Here is a 19,612-nt window from a genome sequence, read left to right as displayed (position 1 = left end):
TTCCAATTTGGATACATTTTTGTTACAGTTATGTTACATACCAGAAAAAAGGAAAACGAGTTGACTATATTATCAACTCGTCCATTTCACCTTTTTTATTTATGTTCAGCTAACCATTCAGACACTTTTTTCGCATCTTCACCTTGAATAAGTCCTGGTGACATTGAACCGCGGCCTTTTTTAATAATCTCTTCGATATCTGCAGCGTCGTACTTACCGCCTACTTTTCTTAAATCAGGTCCAGTTGCCCCTGATAAATCTGTTGCGTGACATCCCGCACAACTTCTTTGGAAAATTTGTTCTGCGCTGTCTGTGCTTGCAGACTGTTTCGAAGACTTACTCTCTTCTTTATTTCCGCATGCTCCTAAAGCAAAAACAACCGATGTCCCTAGCGCAATAGCCAACAATTTCTTTTTCACTTCTATCGCTCCCCATTGTTGATATTCTTTTTATTCCTAACACACTCATTTTCATTATAAGCATTATCTTTATATAGAAAAACTAAGGTGTATTTCATATTCCTCAAAAATACAGTGAGAACCTTGATAAAATAATGCTTTCATAAGTTGTTTCAATTCTGTGAACAACTTAAAATACTCCTATAAAGCATCCTTTTTAAAAGGAAAATTAGAAAGTTCTATATAAATCTTTACCATATTACCGCTCTATTTTACTATTCTCTACTTTTTACAAAACAATATACAGCATTGTAATCTACATATAATCCCATCAAAAAGAGAAGTTGTCGTTTCCAACTTCTCTTCCTCTTTACTTCATCTATAAAAATAAAATCAAATTCTTTATATCCTCTATTGTCCTCAGCATGCGCCAACAATTTCGTTGGCTTTTTTTCGCTTATTAGATGCGAGAACGTAAGTAAGCATCAATAAATGGATCAATCTCTCCATCCATAACAGCTTGTACGTTACCAACCTCCGTATTTGTACGATGGTCTTTTACAAGAGAATACGGGTGGAATACGTAAGAACGGATTTGGCTACCCCATCCGATTTCTTTTTGCTCTCCGCGAATTTCATCTAATTCTGCTTGTTGCTCTTCTAGTTTCTTTTGATATAATTTCGCTTTTAACATTTTCATCGCATGCTCACGGTTTTTAATTTGAGAACGCTCCGACTGACATGTTACAACCGTATTTGTCGGTGTATGTGTAATACGAACTGCTGAATCTGTCGTATTTACGTGCTGTCCACCAGCTCCACTTGCTCGGTACGTATCAATTTTTAAATCTTCTGTACGTACTTCGATTTCAACTTCATCATTGAACTCTGGTACAACTTCACAAGATACGAATGATGTATGACGACGCCCTGAAGAATCGAATGGTGAAATACGTACAAGACGATGTACACCTTTCTCTGCTTTTAAGTAACCGTAAGCGTTATGACCTTTAATTAATAAAGTTACACTCTTAATACCAGCTTCATCACCTGGTAAATAGTCAACCGTTTCTACTTTGAATCCGCGTTTTTCAGCCCAGCGTGTGTACATACGTAATAGCATAGAACCCCAGTCTTGTGACTCAGTTCCACCTGCACCTGGATGTAATTCTAAAATCGCATTATTTTTATCATAAGGATCACTTAATAGTAACTGAAGCTCATACTCATTCATTTCTTGAATTAAGCCTTTTACTTCTGATTCTAATTCCTCATGTAAATCTTCATCATACTCTTCTTTTAAAAGCTCATGCGTGATTTCTAAATTTTCGAACGTCTCATCTAACTGACGGAACTTTCCAACCATATCTTTTAACGCATTCGCTTCATTAATTACAGCTTGTGCTCCTTGTTGGTCATCCCAAAATCCTGCGCCCATCATTTTCTCTTCTAATTCTGCAATTTGTTTCTCCTTAGTAGGGAGGTCAAAGAGACCCCCTAAAAGCCGCTAATCGCTTAGCCATTTTCTCTAATTCCTGTCTAATTTCTACTAATTCCATTTCCTTCACCTCTATGTAATTGCTGTTACTTTCGTATGAAAACAAGGGAAACTCTCTCCACTTATTACGGAGAGAGTTTAATCCTTCTTAATTATACATTTTTGATATAAAAGTTTGCAAAACAGCCAAAGCTACCGTCCTATATTACTGAACGATACCACAGCAGTTTTTATATTTTTTACCACTACCACATTTACATAAATCGTTGCGGCCCACTTGGTCACCTTTTACAACTGGCTTTTTCTTTGCTTCTTCGCCATCGCTAGAAGGATGAACAGCTTCACCTTGAACAACTTCTTGACGTTCTAAGTTTTGTTCAATTTCAGCTTTCATAATGTAACGAGAAATTTCCTCTTCAATAGAAGCAACCATTGACTCGAACATCGCGAACCCTTCCATTTGGTACTCACGAAGTGGATCAATTTGACCGTAAGCACGTAAATGAATACCTTCACGAAGGTGATCCATCGCATCAATATGCTCTGTCCATTTTGTATCTACAACGCGGAATACAACAACCTTCTCAAACTCACGCATTTGCTCTTCTGGCATAAGCTTTTCTTTTTCATTGTATCGCTCAATTAATTTCGCAATAATTGGCTCGCTCATTTCCTCAGGAGCAAGGCGACGTAATTCTTCTTCTTTTACATCTCCGTCTTGAAGAAGGTTTGTATTTAAGTAGTCAACAAGACCTTTAATGTTCCAATCTTCTTCAATTTCCTCTTGTGTATGAAGAGCAACAGCACGTTCTACTGTAGATTTCATCATACCTTCAATGATGCCGCGTAAGTTGTCAGACTCCATTACCTCTTGACGCTGTTTGTAAATAACTTCACGTTGCTGACGAAGTACATCATCATATTGCAGTAACTGCTTACGTGCATCATAGTTATTTCCTTCAACACGTTTTTGTGCAGATTCTACCGCACGAGAAACCATTTTACTTTCAATCGGCTGAGAATCATCCATACCAAGGCGGTCCATCATTGCTTTCATATTATCTGAACCAAATCGGCGCATTAATTCATCTTCCATCGATAAGTAGAACTGCGTAACACCAGGGTCCCCTTGACGACCAGCACGACCACGTAACTGATTATCAATACGACGACTTTCGTGACGCTCTGTACCGATAACTGCTAAACCAACGTTTTTCACATCGTCTCCAAGCTTAATATCTGTACCACGACCTGCCATGTTCGTCGCGATTGTTACAGCACCTTTAATACCAGCCTCTGCAATGATATCTGCTTCACGAGCATGGTTTTTCGCATTTAAGATGTTATGACGTACACCTTTACGCGTTAACATTTTTGAAATAAGCTCTGAAGTTTCAATTGCAACTGTACCTACAAGAACAGGTTGTCCTTTTTTATGACGATTTACAATATCCTCAACAACAGCATTGAACTTACCTTCCATTGATTTAAAGATTAAATCGGCACGATCATCACGAATAATCGGTTTGTTTGTCGGAATTACAATAACGTTCATATTGTAAATGTTACGGAATTCCTCTTCCTCTGTTTTCGCTGTACCAGTCATACCAGATAATTTTTCATACATACGGAAGTAGTTCTGGAATGTAATTGTTGCAAGCGTCATGCTTTCATTTTGAATTTCTACACCTTCTTTTGCTTCAATCGCTTGGTGTAATCCTTCGCTATAACGACGACCTTTCATAAGACGACCAGTGAATTGGTCTACAATTACGATTTCGCCTTCTTGTACAACATAATCTGTATCACGATGCATAACAACGTGTGCACGAAGCCCCTGATTAATATGGTGAAGAAGTGCTACATGTTTTAAATCGAATAAGTTTTCAATATGGAAAGCTTTCTCTGCTTTCGTAATACCATCTTCTGTTAGCATTACATTTTTCGTTTTCACATCAAATGAATAATCTTTTTCATTTTCTAACGTACGAACAAATGCATTTGCAAACATGTATAGCTCTGTTGATTTTTGAGCTTGTCCTGAAATAATAAGCGGCGTACGTGCTTCATCGACTAAAATAGAATCGACTTCATCGATAATAGCAAAGTGAAGTGGACGTTGAACGCATTGCTCTTTATATAAAACCATGTTATCACGTAAGTAATCGAATCCAAGCTCATTATTTGTGCTATACGTAATATCAGCAGCATAAGCCTCTTGTTTCTCTTCGCGTGACATACTATTTAAGTTAATTCCTACCGTTAAGCCAAGGAACTCATGAAGTTGTCCCATTTCGCTCGCATCACGTTGTGCTAAATATTCATTGACTGTAACAACGTGAACACCTTTTCCTGTTAAAGCATTTAAATATACAGGTAATGTAGATGTTAACGTTTTACCTTCACCCGTTTTCATCTCAGAAATATTCCCTTCATGTAAGGCAATACCACCCATTAACTGTACGCCATATGGACGCATTCCAAGAACACGAGTTGCCGCTTCGCGAACAACTGCAAAAGCTTCAGGTAGTAAATCATCTACTGTTTCACCTTTTGTTAGACGTTCTTTAAATTCAAGCGTCTTTCCTTTTAATTGTTCATCAGTTAGTGGCTTAATAGATGACTCTAATGCATCAATTTGCTCAACTGTCTTTTGCATACGTTTAATTTGGCGTTGATTTACATCAAACACCTTTTTTAAAATACCGATCATAGGAAATACGCTCCTCTTTTTATTAAAATAAAACTTCCGATTGTTTTTCTTTTTCTCTATTACAATCAGTCGTTATAAAAATCAAATGTATGTTATGCCAATTTTTCTCCTAATTAAAAAAACTAAAATGTATATACCTAATGATAATTGTAACACTTGTCTTATAACTATGACAACAATCGGCAAGATGTCGGGCCTCATATTCAGAAAAAGTTTTTATTTCATTTGTTACGTTCCTTTTCTCTGTCTCGCTATTTCAATTTCACGTTACAAATTTCGTATTAAATCTAAGTCATATTCTTTCAAGTTTCCTTTTAAAGAATATGACTACCAAAAATTCCTTAATAAAATCTAAATCAACAATTACAAAAAGCCGGAAACTTCGCAGGTGTAGCATCCATAGATACTTACACCTACAAAAAAACCCCGACTTTAAAAGATATTGTTATGTTGCAAGATCTACAAACAACATTAAAATATAGCTGTATCAATCATAAATTTTATTAATTTATCGGTATTTCTAATTCATGATATTTCCTTCCTTATCTTTTATACACGAAATGAATTTCACTTTAGTTGATTCATTTGAAAAGTTTTTATAATTTTTATAAGGGTCATCTCCTATAAAATAATTTGTCCCTATATACCCTCGTACTGTTTTACCAGCAGGTATTACAGGATCAAACTGATATTTTTTAGGTAATTCCATTGAATAAGGGATTAAATTATAAAACTCACCTATTTTAGAATAAAACATTGTATCGGAAATAGACTTATTACTAAGCAAGTTAATATCTCGATTTGTTGTATTTGTAATATCTAAAGGTAAAACATACGTCACTACTTCACGGTCTTCATAGGGGTCATAAACTTTTGTAGGATCAAGAGGATTAAGTGCATGAAACGTAACTCCTTGCCCATCTTCAAAAGTTCTATTAGATAAAAACTCATCTTTTACCACTTTATAAGATTCATTATTAAGATTTAATGTTTTAAATCTTAATAAACTAGCAAATATACATAGCAACAGACACAATCCAATACTTATTAAGATATGTTTTCTCGTCACTCTTAATCTACCAACTTTCCATTATTAACATGTACAATACGATCTACCATTTCATTATCTAGAACATGCAAATCATGACTGGCTACAACAATAGTCGTTCCCTTGGCTTTTTCTACTTTCAAAATATCTAAAACATCTTTTATCCCATCACTATCTAAAGCATTAGTTGGCTCGTCTAATAACAGTAATTTTGGTTGTTCCATTAAAGCTTGCGCTATCCCTAAACGTTGTTTCATACCTAAAGAGTATCTTTTATACTTTCTCTTATCTGTTTTATCAAGCCCAACCCTTTGAATAATATTATAAATCTCCTCATCGGAGATTTTATTGTTAATCGATGATAAAAATTTCAAGTTCTGAAAACCAGTATACCCTGGAATAAAACTTGGATATTCAATCAATATTCCCATAGAATCAGGAAATTGCTTTTGTTTTCCAATTATTTCATTATCTATATAAACAACTCCAGAATTCAAACGCATTAACCCTGAGATAGCGCGTAAAATCATCGTTTTACCAGAGCCATTATGCCCCTTCAAAACTAAAAATTCGCCTTTTTTTACTGACAAATTAATATTATCTAACACAACATTTCCTTTTAATCTTTTCGTCATACATTCACATTTAATATAATTGTCCATAAATTATTCACCTATCACATCTAGTTTTTTAAAACAAAAACTACCTAATAAAATCATTACAACAACAATTACTACCCCTATTAGGAGTAAATCATTCCATTGAATAGATTGATTATTACCTAAAGTCAATTGAATTGAACTGTGATCAACAAAATACCAACGATTTGGCATAACAAAAGAGCCTAAAAATAAATACTATGAAAGAAAATAGACAAAAATAGGTACAACAACATTAGTACAAAAACAATAGTTATCGGTATATAAAAAGTTAAAAACTCAAAAATCAAAGCTAATAAAAACTTATAATTATTTGAATTAGCATAGTACCTAATATTTTATAAGAAAATTGACTATATAAAGAACTCTCGCCAAAAGTAAGCAAATAGTACACCGTAAACCAAATAAAATACATAACAACCCAAATACAAACTATGTAAAAAAACAAAGATAGCATTTTCGTTAACCACAGAAAATGCTTCTTCTTAACACGAGGAAATAAATAAACACCATTCTGTTGAATATCTGAAAAAGCAAAATTGCCTACAAGCAACAAAGGAGTGATTTGAAAGAATATCCAATAAAAAGGGATAGAAAATCGCCCCTCCTTATAAAAATAAGATAAATCCACAAAGTCTACTCCATGAAAAAATCGATAAAAGGTAACATCTACTAATACAGATTCTTTACCATTACTAAGAGGCTGATTGTAAAAAAAAGCAATTGCAATAATAGCATAAATTAAGAATAAAAAAGCCATTATCTTGATGGAATCTCGAAACCTTACATGTAAATCTCTTTTTAACAAATAATATAAGATCATAATGTAAACTAGATCACCTCTGTCTCATCATTCATAGAAATATAACTTTTTTAGATAAAATCCATACACTTATAAAAAGATAAAAAGACAGACAAATAAGCGTATACATATACCAGTAGCATCTTCAAAGACATTTATATAAAAGCATTTGTAAATAAAAATCCATGTAATATAAATCTATCTAATAAAACAGCAGTAATCATACATATTATTACAAGTAAACTAGGTAAAAATAATTGCAATACAGCACTTATCATACATATAAAAACACTCGCAAATAATTGAATGCAAAATAATAATGGATAATTTACATCAACACTAGTTACAGCCATCATATTTGACATCAAAAACAACTGTAAAATCATACTCCCAGCAAAAAGTAAACAAAACAAATAGCTTCAAATAATATATGGAAACTAATTTCAATGCATTATTCACTCTGTAAACAACATAAATACTAAAAAATTCGACATAGAATATACAGAAAAACGATAGTTAAAGGAATAAATATAGTCGATAAATTATAAAACGACATAACCTTATACAAAACTTCCAATTCGTTCATTTTCTCTTTTATAATTCCGGTTTCAAAATAATTGAACAAACAACCAATGATACTGACATTAAGTAAAAGAGAATACTTAACCAAACATATTTCATCCTTATAGTTTCTTTCATAACATTATAAAAGAACATGCTTCCTACTCCCCGTAAATAAAGAACTACAGAACAAAACCAAATACATAACAGTACACTAAGAAAAATTTGTAATTCAAAAAGCCAAAATCTTTAATTAAATAATCTTTAGGATTGAGAATCCCTTTTCCAATACCAAGCCAAAAATATGTAAAATAAATGGAACTAAATAAACAAAATAAACTCGTTTTATAAAAAACGAAACTGATAAAGCTAAACTCGAAAAAACTGCACCGTATAAACTATTTAAAAATACATACATTAGAAAATATAAAGTAGGATACTCATAATAAACCGTATTAAATTGAGCTGTTGGTGAAACAGTAGCCGCCATATAATTTAATATCGGATGCGGAGCAACTGTCGGATAAGTCATCGCATATAAATAAAAATGAAATAGTAAAGGGACACTTATAATAAAAAAAGATACTATAAAATTAATACAATAAAGTAATCTAAAATAATGACGCGTTCCCATCTTAGAAATGACAGGATAAATAAATCCATAATTTTTATCAATTCTATAAATCCCAGCTACAGCCATTGCAGAAATCATAGGAAATATAAGTAGATAAAATTCACTATAAAATGGTAATCTATTAAAATGTAAAATGTTAGATAAATATGGAGATACCTTTATAATCCCAGCATCATTAAATCCTTTAGTTGTCACAAACATAGCAATATATTGAGCAATAACAATTACTAACATAATAAATACAGACAACCAAAACATCCTACCTTTTAAAATCCTTCCTAAAAAGTAACTCATCTATAGCTCCTCCATAAACCATTAAATTTAAATCTTTTTTAATATGAACAATTGATCCGCAACACCATAACATTTATTTTCTTTATTTAACCAAATGTAACGAAAAGAAACATTTGCTCTCTCTCCTTCAAATTTAGGAAACTCAACTTCATACTGATAAACATCATTTGTACCTTTTCTTTTTACACTCTTAACTTCTTGTTTCCACTGAATTATTTTTCCATCAATTTGTTCAATCCGTCCCAAAAGATACGTTGGTTTTTTCTTATTCGTCACACCCGTTAAGAAAACATAATAATTTTCTGGTATCACTCCTGACTTTAATTTTTTATTTGAAAGCTTATCCTCTATTAAGCTATCATTTCTTTCTATTTGACCTTGAAAGAAATCATGACCATTTTCACTTTTTAAAAACACTTGTTCAACAATAGTATTTTTCTTAATTTCTTGTAACTGAATACTTTTCAAATTATCTTTTTCCGTTAAAGTATCTTCAATATTTACAATCGGTTCATCTACTTTCTTTTGACAAGAAACTAAGAAACTAATACTCAATATAAAAAACAAACTAAAATATATCTTGAGATAAACCTCATTACAACTCCACCTATTTTAAAAATGAAATAGCAGGAAAAGCCGTATAATCAAGACTCTGAACTATACGACTTTTTCTAGTACTACACAATAAATAATTTCAATTTATAATTTCTAAATCAATATTCAGTGTAAGGTCCACTTGGTCTTACACTATCAGGACTCCAAGCAGTAGGATAAGCATTATTTTCTCTAGAATAACCACCAAATCTCACAGGTACATTTTTTCCATAGTTTTCATATGCGTAATTTTGGAAAAGATACGTTTTACCTGGTTTCACCGTTCCTTCATGCTTACCCGACTCACCTGAAACATTTACCCAATCTCTATTACCTTTACCTTTATTTTTATCAGCTTCTGTCCAAACGTTAAAAGAACCACCGCCCTTCTCACTACTCTTTACACGCATATACATAGAAGTAGGTGTCTCTTTAGGACGTGCATTAGTAAAATCATATGCATTCCAAAGTCTAAAGGTAAATTCTACATGATCATCCTTTGTATCAGCCTTAGCAGGTTCGGTTAAAGCAAAAGTACTAGCTAAAATACCTAACGATAAAACAGATCCAAACATAAAACGACTTTTTTTCTTAATGCTCACTAAAAGCACCTCCGATAATTTGTAGCATTATATTGATTTTATTTTTTTACTAAAGAAACAAACTAAATCTATATAATGAAATTTTAAGATAACAAAAGCAAAATACACTATCAATTGATTCCAGAAAACTTAATATTTTATTTACAATTATAAAATATTGCTAAATTAAACAAAATTAGTATACTCCTAACAAGTACATACTTACGGAGATAATCACATTCAAAATCTCAATACAAAAAAGCGCAGCCATTTCGGCTACGCTTTCGAATTATTATTTAGTTTCGATTAAACCGTATTTCCCATCTTTACGGCCATATACAACATTAGTTTCGTTTGTATCAGCATTTGTGAAGACGAAGAAATTATGTCCTAGCATATCCATTTGTAGGATTGCCTCTTCAACGTCCATCGGTTTTAAATCGAATCGTTTTGTACGTACAAGTTCTAATTCATCTTCTTCTACCTCATCCAAAACAGCTACTGCTTCCGGAAGGATAAAGTTCGTTTTTATAGAACCTTTCTCACGTAACTTACGATTTACTTTTGTTTTATGTTTACGAATTTGTCGCTCAATTTTATCAACTACTAAATCGATAGCAGCGTACATATCGCTATTAGTTTCTTCTGCACGAAGTAATAAATCAGTAAATGGGATTGTTACCTCGACACGTTGCTTGTCAGAGTATACTTTTAAATTAACTTTAATCTCTGGGAATGTATCAAAATAACGCTCTAACTTACTTAGTTTTTTCTCTACATATTCCTTTAATGCTGGAGTTACTTCAATATTTTCACCACGAATGTTGAATTTCATAGATGAATTCCTCCTTTCAAGCCTATGTACTATAATTTCGACATTGGCTTAAAAACTCCTTCTAACTTTTTTAAAAAAATTAGTGGAATTGCGATTTTTTTATCGTTTTTTGTTGAAATGAAAAGATGCATCGTTTCTATCTTTATTTTATCCTATTAACATCGTGAATAACGAATATTTCTGTGGACAATTCGTTACAGAAAAGAAACAACTTTTTGACAACTTACCCTATAACAAAAACCCCTTGCGAAAAACAAGAGGTTCTACTACATATATATAACGTTGCCACAAACGCAGCTTTCTCTTCCCAAAACAATATACCCTACAGTTTCACAACATTAGCTGCTTGTGGTCCACGTGCTCCATCTACAATGTCAAACTCTACTTGTTGCCCTTCTTCCAATGACTTATACCCATCTTGTTGAATAGCAGAAAAATGGACAAATACATCGTCACCATCTTCACGCTCAATAAACCCAAATCCCTTTTCTGCATTGAACCATTTCACTCTTCCTTGCATGTTCATTCCATTCCCTTCACTCTAAAAATCAGGGCATTCGCCCCATATTTTGACTATAACGAATGACAACATATGAAGTCAAAGAAGACTTATCGCCTTTTTATTATCCCTTTCGACACTGTCATATTAACTTCTACAAAGTGTCAAACTAGATACTTCCCTTGCCCCTCTTTCATATAACAAACTTCCGATTTGCCTAACTGTAATCCCTGTCGTATACACGTCATCAACGAGTAAAATATGTTGCCCAGAAAACATCTCTTCTCCCTGAAAATAAAAAGGATTGCTTCCTGACACCCTTTCTTTACGTGTCTTCTTACTTTGCTTTTCTGTTTCCCTTCTTCTTAATGATGGATAAGAAATTTTGACAGGCAAACAAGTTGCTAATAACTCAGCTTGATTAAAACCACGTTCAATTTCCCTTTCCTTACTAAGCGGAACAGCGATAACAGTTGAAACATTGGCAAAACACTTTTGAAATAAACTTCGAAAAGGACGATAAAAAATGTGCACTAACTCTGCATCCCCCCGAAACTTAAACTGCGCTACTATTTCTTTCATCTCATCATCATACATATATAACGAACGGTTTTTAAAAGAACGATACTTCTCCTCTTTCATCCACCTTATACAATCTATACAAATACCGTCTTCTTGAAATGAGGCAGGAACAAATTCTAAAGGTCGCCCGCACTCCATGCAAATTTCTCCTATAATATAGGAAAGTTTCTGCTCACATCTATCACATATATATTTTCTATGACACTTTACAAAAAAAGTGTACCAACTAACCTTTTCTACAAAACACTCATCACAAAGTAAACAATGCATTAATCGATCAATCCTTGTTCTTTCGCATTTTTATTCATACCTTGAATATGTTTTTTCGCGCGCACCATCGCCTCTGTCTTGCCATAGTGAAAATAAATGACCTCTCCATATGGTGCTTCAAAGCTCCGCCCTGCTCGGCCCGCAATTTGTACGAGCGCACTTTCTGAAAATATTTCTTCTTCCGCCCCTAAAACTGCAACTTGCAAATTTTTCACCGTTACGCCTCGCTCTAAAATTGTCGTTGTAACTAATAATGGGATTTCTCCCTTTCTGAACGCTGCGACTTTCTCTTTTCTCATCGGATCTTCTGCATGTACCCCTTCAACTTTATTATGCAATGATTTCAATAACGAGCTTATTTCTTCTATATATCGTACATGGGGAACGAATAAAAAAACAGGATACTTTTTGTTTAAGTACATCTTTAACCATTGTAGTAAAACTCGAGGAATTCTTTCACGGTTGAGGCTTTTCTTCCAATTTCCGCACCAGCAAAATAGAGGAACTGGCAACGGATGACGGTGATATCGTCCAGAAACAATAACACCTTTTTGTTCACCTTTTCTAAATTTTCGCTTCCACGTTTCATCTGGAGTCGCAGTTAAATAAATACGCGCCGCTTTTTCTTTCATCGCTTGTTTTACCGCGTACTGTAACATTTGATCTGCACAATATGGAAAAGCATCTATCTCATCTACAACTATGACATGAAACGCCCTATAATAACGTAATAATTGATGCGTGGTCGCAACGACTAGTACTGCATCTTTTTCTTTATCTACACTCCCTCCATATAAAGCCGCTACCTTTATATATGGAAATACTTCTTGTAATCTCGGTGCTAATTCCAAAACAACATCCGTTCTTGGCGTTGCGATACAAACTCTTTCTCCTTTTTGAAGCGCTTCGTTAATACCGTAAAACAACATCTCTGTTTTCCCAGCCCCGCATACAGCCCAAATAAAAAATGATTCTTTTTGCTTAATAGCCTCTATAACTCCTTGCGCCGCCAAATTCTGGCCAGTAGACAACGTCCCGTTCCACTGTAACAAATTTGAATTCTTTTCTCTCTTTCTTTCAGCAATCCCGCGAACAAGTACAGCACATTCACTTACTCTCCCCATCGTTATACACTTCCGGCAATATGTGCACACTTTACTGCACCTTTTACATAAAAACGACGCAAATAGCAGCCGATCTACATTTCCACAGCGTTGGCACATATATTTAGAATTCTTCTTTTTTACACCTTGTACACATACGATCTCTCCCTTCTTTTTCAAATCGTTTAATTTCCTCTGTAAATCTGAAGAAAGTTCTTCTAATAGCAACTGTTTCCCCGCTACCATCAACAATCACCTCCAGCACTACTATAAACCTTTCTCATCATCTCGTAAAAACTCAAAAAAGCCGATAACCTACTTATAAAATAGTAAGCTATCGACTTTATACACTTTTTTTATTGAATTATAATTCTATAATCTTCCGTAACCTAAGAAATGTTTTTGGTTGTAAGAGCTATTTACGCTACCATAAGCAACGCCTGTTGACTCATCAGCAGCATGAATCATTTGACCGCCACCAATGTAAATTCCAACGTGAGATACGCCCGCTCTATATGTGCCTTGTAAGAAGATAAGGTCTCCTGGTTTTGCTTCAGATGGGCTGATTTTTTGTACAGAACTCCATAGACTTCTAGTATCTTGACGACCTAAACCGTAAACGTAAGAGATTAAACCACTGCAGTCAAAACCACCGTTTGAAATTGACGCACTACCCCATACGTATTTTAGACCTACTAAGCCTTTAGCTTTTTCAACAACATCTTGTCTTCCGCCACCATCATTTGTTACTACTGGTGCTGGTTTTTTCGCTTCTTCTTTTTTAGGTTCTTCTTTTTTAGACTCTTCTTTTGGAGCTTGTACAGCATTATTTGCTGGAGCTGCTGGTTGAGCTTGCGTTTGTGCTGGTTGAGCCGCCGCTGGTTGCTGTGCTGGCTGAGCTTGCGCGTCTTTAGCAGCTTGCTCTGCTTGCTTTTGAGCAGCAGCTTCTTGTGCAGCTTTTTCTTGCGCTTCTTTTTCAGCAATTTGTTGTAATTTTAATGCCTGTTGCTCAAGCTCTTTTAATTGGCTTTCCGTACTTGTCATTGTAGTTACAACTGTTTCCATTTTACCGCTTAAATCATTTACTGCAGTTTCTTTTTTCGCTTTTTCAGCGTCAAGATCTTTCTTAGCAGTTTCAATTTGAGCTTGTGCTTCTTTTAATTCTTTTTGTTTCTCTTTTACCGTTGCAACATCTTTTTTCACACTAGCTTGATCTTCTTGTTGTGTTTTCATGATATCTTCATCAGACTCAAGAATTTTAGAAACAGAAGTTAAACGATCAACTAAATCTGCAATGTTTTTAGAGTTTACAAGAACTTCTGTTACAACGTTCGTATTTGGTTGTTCTTGAAGTGCAACTAAACGCTTTCTTAATAGTTCTTCACGTTTTGCAATCTTTGTTTGTAATTCTGCAATATCTTTATTTTTCTTTTCAATTAATTGCTCAGTATCAGCAACTTTTTTCGTTGTTTCATCAAGCTTTGCAGCATTCTCTTGAACAGATTTATCTAAACCTTGAATTGTTTTGTTTAAGTCATTCATTTGCTTTTGTAATTCATCACGTTCTTGTTGTTGTTTATGTAAAGTGTCATTTTGTGTATTAATTTGTGATTTCACGTCAGAAATTTTATCTTCTGCAAATACATTTGGTGTTAGCCCAGAAAACATTAACCCTGCAACTAATGCGCAAGATGCCATTTTTAGCTTTTTCATTTTATTTTTTACACCGCTTTCTTTTTTCTTTTTCCGTATATAACCTATAAAATTTATACCATAATTCGGGATTTTTTTTGCTAATGTTACGTTTTTGTAAAACAAATGTAATATTATATGTAGCTCTAGCGCAAAATTCGTATATTTTTGTATGTATGTGTAGAAATTTACATACTTTTCTTACTTCTATAAACAAAGAAAAAACGTAAGGAATCCCTTACGTTTTATTAAATATACGAATACAAATGAAATGCTACTTCATCCATTTCTCAGCCCAATTTTGGACCTCATCCATAACACTTTCTAACGCTTTCCCCTTGTCAGTTAAGCCATACTCGATTCGAACTGGTACTTCTGGATAGACATTACGAACTACAATGCCCTCGCTTTCCAATTCCTTCAAACGCTCTGACAACATACGATCGCTCATATTTGGGATAATATCTGCGATTTCTCTAAAACGTTTCGACTCTTCAAGCAAAGATTTAATAATTAAGCCAGTCCACTTCTTACTAAGCAGAGTAAAAGCTGACTCAAACTTTGGACATAAACAAGAATTATGCTCCATATGTTTCACCTCTCTTCTATTATAATATAGTTTCTTGTAAAAAGTAAGTTATAAAACTTTCCTCATTATTTTATTTTACGTACACTTTACCATTTCCAAATATTAACTTGTCAACTAAACGTAACATACCCGTAAAAAAAACCTCTTAAAAAGAGAGCTTTTTATATCTTTATTACTTCGTATACCATCCAAGACCTAATGCACCTTCACCTAAGTGCGTACCAATTACAGCTCCAAAATAACCTGTACGAATTGTGACGTGAGGATATTTTGCTTCTAATTCTTTCTTCCATTCATTCGCTTCTTCTTCACGTTGTGCATGAATGATAACTGCTTCCATAGGTACACCTTTACTTGCTTGCTCATCAAAAATTTCAATGATACGTTTTAATGCTTTTTTACGTGTACGAATCTTTTCAAACGGAATAATGATTTTATCTCTAAAATATAAAACTGGCTTCACTTGTAACAGACTGCCGATGAAAGCTTGCGCGCTATTCAATCGACCACCACGTTGTAAATGATGTAAATCATCAACTACAAAATAGGCGTCCATCGTTTTCTTCATTTCATCAAAACGAGCGATAATCTCTTTTGGGTTCTTTCCTTCACTTGCTAACTTTGCACCTTCACGCACATAAAATCCTTGTACTTCACAACTAATTTCAGAGTCATACGTGTATACATCAATACCCTCTACCATCTGTCCAGCTGTCGTTGATGTTTGATATGTACCACTAATTCCACTTGATAGGTGAATACTAATAACTGCATCATAATCTTTAGCTAGTTCTTCATATAGCTCAACAAACTTTCCGATTGCTGGTTGAGAAGTTTTTGGAAGTTCCTCTTGTTCACGTACTTTCACATAAAAATCATCTGCTGAAATTTCAGCTTCTTCTTGATAAGATTCTGTTCCAAACACAACGTTTAATGGAATCATATATATATTGAGTTCATCACGAATTTGCTTCGGTATATATGCCGTACTATCAGTAACAATAGCTATTTTCATTTTCGTACCTGCCTTATAAAAAGTTTTATTTCCTAATTTTACACGAAAACTACAAATGGTGCATCCATACATGAAAATGCCGGTTGAAATTATACCTACCATCTCGACAAATTACAACAAAAAGATAAAATACTCACCAAAAACTTCAGCATATTTAGAAAAAATGTTTGAATATAAAAAGGCTCGCTTTTAAAATGGAAAGTACTAGTCATTTTGATAGATAGGGGCGTACACAAGTGCTATTACAATATTTAACAATCAAAGACTACGGCGAACACGAAATCGTCATTCAAAAATCAAGATTTATTTGTTATATTAGCCGAGCAACGACTGAGGAAGAGGCTCAAGAATTTATACAAAAAATAAAAAAACAACATTGGAATGCAACACATAATTGTTCCGCTTATTTAATTGGCGAACAAGATCATATTCAAAAAGCAAATGATGACGGCGAGCCTAGCGGTACAGCTGGCGTACCAATGCTGGAAGTACTTAAAAAACGTGGACTAAAAGATACCGTTGTTGTTGTAACACGCTATTTTGGTGGCATTAAACTTGGTGCAGGTGGATTAATTCGTGCATATGGAAAGTGTACAAGCGAAGGCATTAATCATGTCGGTGTTGTCCAGCGAAAACTAATGCGTGTGATGCAAACCGAGATTGATTACACATTACTTGGCAAAGTGGAAAATGAATTACGCAATTCAAAATATGCCATTAAAGATATTCATTATCTAGAAAATGTCACATTTGATACGTATGTAGAAGAAGACGGCAAACAAGCATTTACAGATTGGATGATTGAATTAACAAACGGTAAATGTACAATTACAGAAGGAGATATGTTGTACTTAGAACAAGATGTTATCTAAGCATAACCCATTTATCACCTTCAAAGATTAATGTAGTGAATTACTTCCCTACAAATGAACTAACGAACTAAGGAGATTATATATGGAAGAACGTTATTATCATCTCCAAAATAGCAGAATAAAAAAGAAGCGAAGAAGGAAACTTTTCTTCTTCCTTATTTTCGCATTTTTATTTGGCAGCATAGGAGTTTATGTGTTAAATTCTTACTCTTCTCTTATGGGGATGTATAGTGGTTTTACTCGTGAAAAATCAGATTTAAGAAACAAAGATGTAGAAATTACAAAAGAACCTTTTACAATTCTCATTATGGGTATAGAAGATTATGCGACAGATGGTCAAAATGGTCGTACAGACTCATTAATGTTTGCAACAGTCAATCCAAAAACGCAAAAGATTTCACTTATGAGTATTCCTCGTGATTCTCGAGTTAAAATTGTTGGCAAAAATAAGGAAGACAAAATTAACGCTGCCCATGCTTACGGCGGAGAAGAAATGGCAATCAAAACTGTCGAAGGCTTTCTAAAAGTTCCTGTAGACCATTATCTGAAAATTGATTTCCAAGGCTTTAAAGGTATCGTTGATGCTGTTGGCGGCGTTACCGTTGACGTACCCTTCGATTTCTGGGAGCGCTCTGACGTGGATTACTACAAAAAAATTCAATTTAAGCAAGGACAGCAAAACTTAAACGGTGAAGAAGCACTTGCTTACGTCCGTATGCGAAAGCAAGATCCAAATGGCGATTATGGTCGAGCTGCTAGACAAAGACAATTACTGGCCGCTGTTGCTCATAAACTAAACTCCACCTCTACTGTATTTAAAATTAAAGATTTAACAGCTGTCGTTGGAAAATATATAAAAACCGACATTCCTATTTCAGACGGACTTGCTCTTTACAATAAACTTTCTGGATTTGATCCTTCTACAATGCAAACGTTAAAGCTTGAAGGCGAAGACAAAAAGATAGGCGGTATTTATTACTTCCTTCCAGATCCAATCAGTGTAGAAACGGTGCGTAACGAAATTGAAAAAGAATTAGGAGAAAAAGCAAAAAATCCAAATATAAAAAACAACTCAAATCCTGATTCAAATTCAAGTTCTACCTCTAACGAACAAACAAAAAAAGAGACAAACCAAAATAACACACCAACTGATCCGCCACCTTCTACAAATGCTCATGCAGAGTGGATTATGCGCAATCAGCCGTAAAAAAAGGCCCAATCTATCCGATTGGGCCTTTTTTTATTTACTTATTAAAGTGTTGTAAAATCGCTTCTACAATACGCTCTGATGCACGACCATCACCGTAAGGGTTAGATGCTTTCGCCATCTTATCATGAGCTTCTTTATCTGATAACAACTCATCAGCAAGACCAAAGATTGTCTCTTCGTCTGTTCCTGCTAATTTCAGCGTACCTGCTTCAATACCTTCAGGGCGCTCTGTTGTATCACGAAGAACAAGAACTGGTACCCCAAGTGATGGAGCTTCTTCTTGTACACCACCAGAATCCGTTAACATTAAGTATGAACGAGCTGCAACATTGTGGAAATCAATTACATCTAGCGGCTCAATTAAATGAATACGGTTATGTTCACCTAAAATTTCATTTGCTATTTCACGAACAACAGGGTTCATATGAACAGGGTACACAACTTGTACATCTTCATGCTTATCAACAAGACGCTTAATTGCACGGAACATATTACGCATCGGTTCACCTAAGTTTTCACGACGGTGAGCTGTCATAAGTACAAGACGATCATCCCCAAGTTTCTCTAGTACAGGATGACTATATGTTTCTTTTACAGTCGTTTGTAGCGCGTCAATCGCTGTATTTCCTGTAATGAAAATACGTGACTCATCTTTATTTTCCTTCTGTAAGTTCGTTGCTGATTTTGCTGTTGGTGAGAAATGAAGATCCGCCATTACACCTGTTAATTGACGATTCATTTCTTCTGGGTATGGAGAATACTTATCCCACGTACGAAGGCCCGCCTCAACATGACCTACTGGAATTTGATTATAAAAAGCAGCTAAGCTTGCAATAAATGTTGTTGTTGTATCACCATGTACAAGTACAATATCCGGCTTCGCTTCTTTCATTACTTTATCCAAACCTTCTAAACCACGCGTTGTAACATCAATTAAAGTTTGGCGGTCTTTCATGATATTTAAATCGAAATCTGGCGTAATTCCAAAGATACTTAATACTTGATCTAACATTTGGCGATGCTGTGCTGTTACAGTCACAATCGATTCAATTTTTTCTGGGTGTTTTTGCAACTCTAATACAAGAGGTGCCATTTTAATTGCTTCTGGACGTGTCCCGAAAATTGTCATTACTTTTAAACGTTCAGTCATGTGATTGCCTCTT

15 protein-coding genes and 6 pseudogenes are annotated in these 19,612 nt (G+C 34.3%); 3 read left to right on the top strand and 18 right to left on the bottom strand.

Annotated features, from left to right (window positions below; translation table 11 throughout):
* Positions 1-95 precede the first annotated feature (95 nt).
* From cccB to secA, 3 genes are all read right to left on the bottom strand, one after another.
* Positions 96-419 (bottom strand): cytochrome c551, encoded by a 324-nt coding sequence (gene cccB / locus IQ781_RS17180; protein WP_000727971.1) that lies wholly within the window; start codon positions 417-419, stop codon positions 96-98.
* A gap of 439 nt (positions 420-858) precedes the next feature.
* Positions 859-1,957 (bottom strand): peptide chain release factor 2 gene (gene prfB, locus IQ781_RS17175; protein WP_096001716.1). Its coding sequence is split into 2 segments (ribosomal slippage): positions 859-1,884 and positions 1,886-1,957, totalling 1,098 coding nucleotides; the frame shifts between segments, so codons are not numbered across the junction.
* A gap of 144 nt (positions 1,958-2,101) precedes the next feature.
* The gene (gene secA, locus IQ781_RS17170; protein WP_000579385.1) at positions 2,102-4,609 is read right to left on the bottom strand and encodes a preprotein translocase subunit SecA; all 2,508 of its coding nucleotides are present in this window, start codon (positions 4,607-4,609) and stop codon (positions 2,102-2,104) included.
* A 357-nt stretch (positions 4,610-4,966) separates the two neighbouring features.
* Between secA and IQ781_RS28475 the strand changes: the two are divergent.
* Positions 4,967-5,116 (top strand): annotated as a pseudogene (locus tag IQ781_RS28475) (tyrosine-type recombinase/integrase); the annotation flags it as partial.
* Here IQ781_RS28475 and IQ781_RS17165 read toward each other — a convergent pair.
* The 14 genes and pseudogenes from IQ781_RS17165 to IQ781_RS17100 all read right to left on the bottom strand — a co-directional run bounded on the left by IQ781_RS17165 (position 5,113) and on the right by IQ781_RS17100 (position 16,367).
* Positions 5,113-5,639 (bottom strand): annotated as a pseudogene (locus tag IQ781_RS17165) (hypothetical protein). The pseudogenes IQ781_RS28475 and IQ781_RS17165 sit on opposite strands and share 4 nt — an antisense overlap.
* 41 nt (positions 5,640-5,680) lie before the next feature.
* On the bottom strand, positions 5,681-6,319 hold the full coding sequence (locus IQ781_RS17160) for an ATP-binding cassette domain-containing protein (RefSeq protein ID WP_000371033.1): 639 nt from the start codon (positions 6,317-6,319) through the stop codon (positions 5,681-5,683).
* 3 nt (positions 6,320-6,322) lie between these two features.
* Positions 6,323-7,076: pseudogene (locus tag IQ781_RS17155) on the bottom strand (hypothetical protein).
* A gap of 71 nt (positions 7,077-7,147) precedes the next feature.
* A pseudogene (locus tag IQ781_RS17150) lies at positions 7,148-7,835 on the bottom strand (hypothetical protein).
* Positions 7,822-8,607, bottom strand: a pseudogene (locus tag IQ781_RS17145) (hypothetical protein). The pseudogenes IQ781_RS17150 and IQ781_RS17145 overlap by 14 nt, the downstream one beginning before the upstream one ends.
* Positions 8,608-8,634: 27 nt before the next feature.
* Positions 8,635-9,203: pseudogene (locus IQ781_RS17140) on the bottom strand (hypothetical protein).
* Positions 9,204-9,320: 117 nt separating this feature from the next.
* Positions 9,321-9,803 (bottom strand): hypothetical protein, encoded by a 483-nt coding sequence (locus IQ781_RS17135; RefSeq protein WP_000023374.1) that lies wholly within the window; start codon positions 9,801-9,803, stop codon positions 9,321-9,323.
* A 271-nt stretch (positions 9,804-10,074) separates the two neighbouring features.
* Positions 10,075-10,617, bottom strand: coding sequence for a ribosome hibernation-promoting factor, HPF/YfiA family (gene hpf, locus IQ781_RS17130; RefSeq protein WP_000671185.1), 543 nt, complete (start codon positions 10,615-10,617; stop codon positions 10,075-10,077).
* 322 nt (positions 10,618-10,939) lie between these two features.
* Complete coding sequence (gene cspC, locus IQ781_RS17125; RefSeq protein WP_001990088.1) at positions 10,940-11,137, bottom strand: cold shock protein CspC; 198 nt, start codon at positions 11,135-11,137, stop codon at positions 10,940-10,942.
* Positions 11,138-11,263: 126 nt separating this feature from the next.
* Positions 11,264-11,968 carry a ComFC family protein gene (locus IQ781_RS17120; RefSeq protein WP_013142274.1) on the bottom strand — a complete coding sequence of 235 codons (705 nt, stop codon included), beginning with the start codon at positions 11,966-11,968 and terminating at the stop codon, positions 11,264-11,266.
* Complete coding sequence (gene comFA, locus IQ781_RS17115) at positions 11,968-13,317, bottom strand: ATP-dependent helicase ComFA (protein WP_050228965.1); 1,350 nt, start codon at positions 13,315-13,317, stop codon at positions 11,968-11,970. The genes IQ781_RS17120 and comFA overlap by 1 nt, the downstream gene beginning before the upstream one ends.
* A gap of 126 nt (positions 13,318-13,443) precedes the next feature.
* A complete protein-coding gene (locus tag IQ781_RS17110) occupies positions 13,444-14,889 on the bottom strand; it encodes a C40 family peptidase (RefSeq protein WP_000499476.1) in 1,446 nt (481 codons plus the stop codon).
* Positions 14,890-15,037: 148 nt separating this feature from the next.
* Positions 15,038-15,352, bottom strand: coding sequence for a winged helix-turn-helix transcriptional regulator (locus IQ781_RS17105; RefSeq protein ID WP_000400857.1), 315 nt, complete (start codon positions 15,350-15,352; stop codon positions 15,038-15,040).
* Between the two features lie 172 nt (positions 15,353-15,524).
* Positions 15,525-16,367 (bottom strand): DegV family protein, encoded by an 843-nt coding sequence (locus tag IQ781_RS17100; RefSeq protein ID WP_000684725.1) that lies wholly within the window; start codon positions 16,365-16,367, stop codon positions 15,525-15,527.
* Positions 16,368-16,603: 236 nt separating this feature from the next.
* Here IQ781_RS17100 and IQ781_RS17095 point away from each other — a divergent pair, with 236 nt between their 5' ends.
* A complete protein-coding gene (locus tag IQ781_RS17095) occupies positions 16,604-17,239 on the top strand; it encodes a YigZ family protein (RefSeq protein ID WP_000926669.1) in 636 nt (211 codons plus the stop codon).
* Positions 17,240-17,321: 82 nt separating this feature from the next.
* A complete protein-coding gene (locus IQ781_RS17090) occupies positions 17,322-18,446 on the top strand; it encodes an LCP family protein (protein ID WP_050293011.1) in 1,125 nt (374 codons plus the stop codon).
* Positions 18,447-18,483: 37 nt separating this feature from the next.
* On the opposite strand, the gene wecB is transcribed toward IQ781_RS17090, so the two are convergent.
* On the bottom strand, positions 18,484-19,599 hold the full coding sequence (gene wecB / locus IQ781_RS17085) for a non-hydrolyzing UDP-N-acetylglucosamine 2-epimerase (RefSeq protein WP_139847058.1): 1,116 nt from the start codon (positions 19,597-19,599) through the stop codon (positions 18,484-18,486).
* Positions 19,600-19,612 lie beyond the last annotated feature (13 nt).

Source organism: Bacillus sp. N447-1, assembly GCF_022701035.1.
In the GTDB taxonomy this organism is placed as follows: domain Bacteria; phylum Bacillota; class Bacilli; order Bacillales; family Bacillaceae_G; genus Bacillus_A; species Bacillus_A cereus.
Note: the sequence above shows the minus strand (reverse complement) of the source record. Positions and strands in the feature narration are given on the sequence as shown.

Excerpts from the sequence above, each read along its gene's own strand:
- secA (WP_000579385.1), bottom strand. The coding sequence starts at position 4,609 with ATGATCGGTATTTTAAAAAAGGTGTTTGATGTAAATCAACGCCAAATT.
- IQ781_RS17160 (WP_000371033.1), bottom strand. The coding sequence starts at position 6,319 with ATGGACAATTATATTAAATGTGAATGTATGACGAAAAGATTAAAAGGA.
- hpf (WP_000671185.1), bottom strand. The coding sequence starts at position 10,617 with ATGAAATTCAACATTCGTGGTGAAAATATTGAAGTAACTCCAGCATTA.
- cspC (WP_001990088.1), bottom strand. The coding sequence starts at position 11,137 with ATGCAAGGAAGAGTGAAATGGTTCAATGCAGAAAAGGGATTTGGGTTT.
- IQ781_RS17120 (WP_013142274.1), bottom strand. The coding sequence starts at position 11,968 with ATGCATTGTTTACTTTGTGATGAGTGTTTTGTAGAAAAGGTTAGTTGG.
- comFA (WP_050228965.1), bottom strand. The coding sequence starts at position 13,317 with ATGGTAGCGGGGAAACAGTTGCTATTAGAAGAACTTTCTTCAGATTTA.
- IQ781_RS17105 (WP_000400857.1), bottom strand. The coding sequence starts at position 15,352 with ATGGAGCATAATTCTTGTTTATGTCCAAAGTTTGAGTCAGCTTTTACT.
- IQ781_RS17100 (WP_000684725.1), bottom strand. The coding sequence starts at position 16,367 with ATGAAAATAGCTATTGTTACTGATAGTACGGCATATATACCGAAGCAA.
- IQ781_RS17090 (WP_050293011.1), top strand. The coding sequence starts at position 17,322 with ATGGAAGAACGTTATTATCATCTCCAAAATAGCAGAATAAAAAAGAAG.
- wecB (WP_139847058.1), bottom strand. The coding sequence starts at position 19,599 with ATGACTGAACGTTTAAAAGTAATGACAATTTTCGGGACACGTCCAGAA.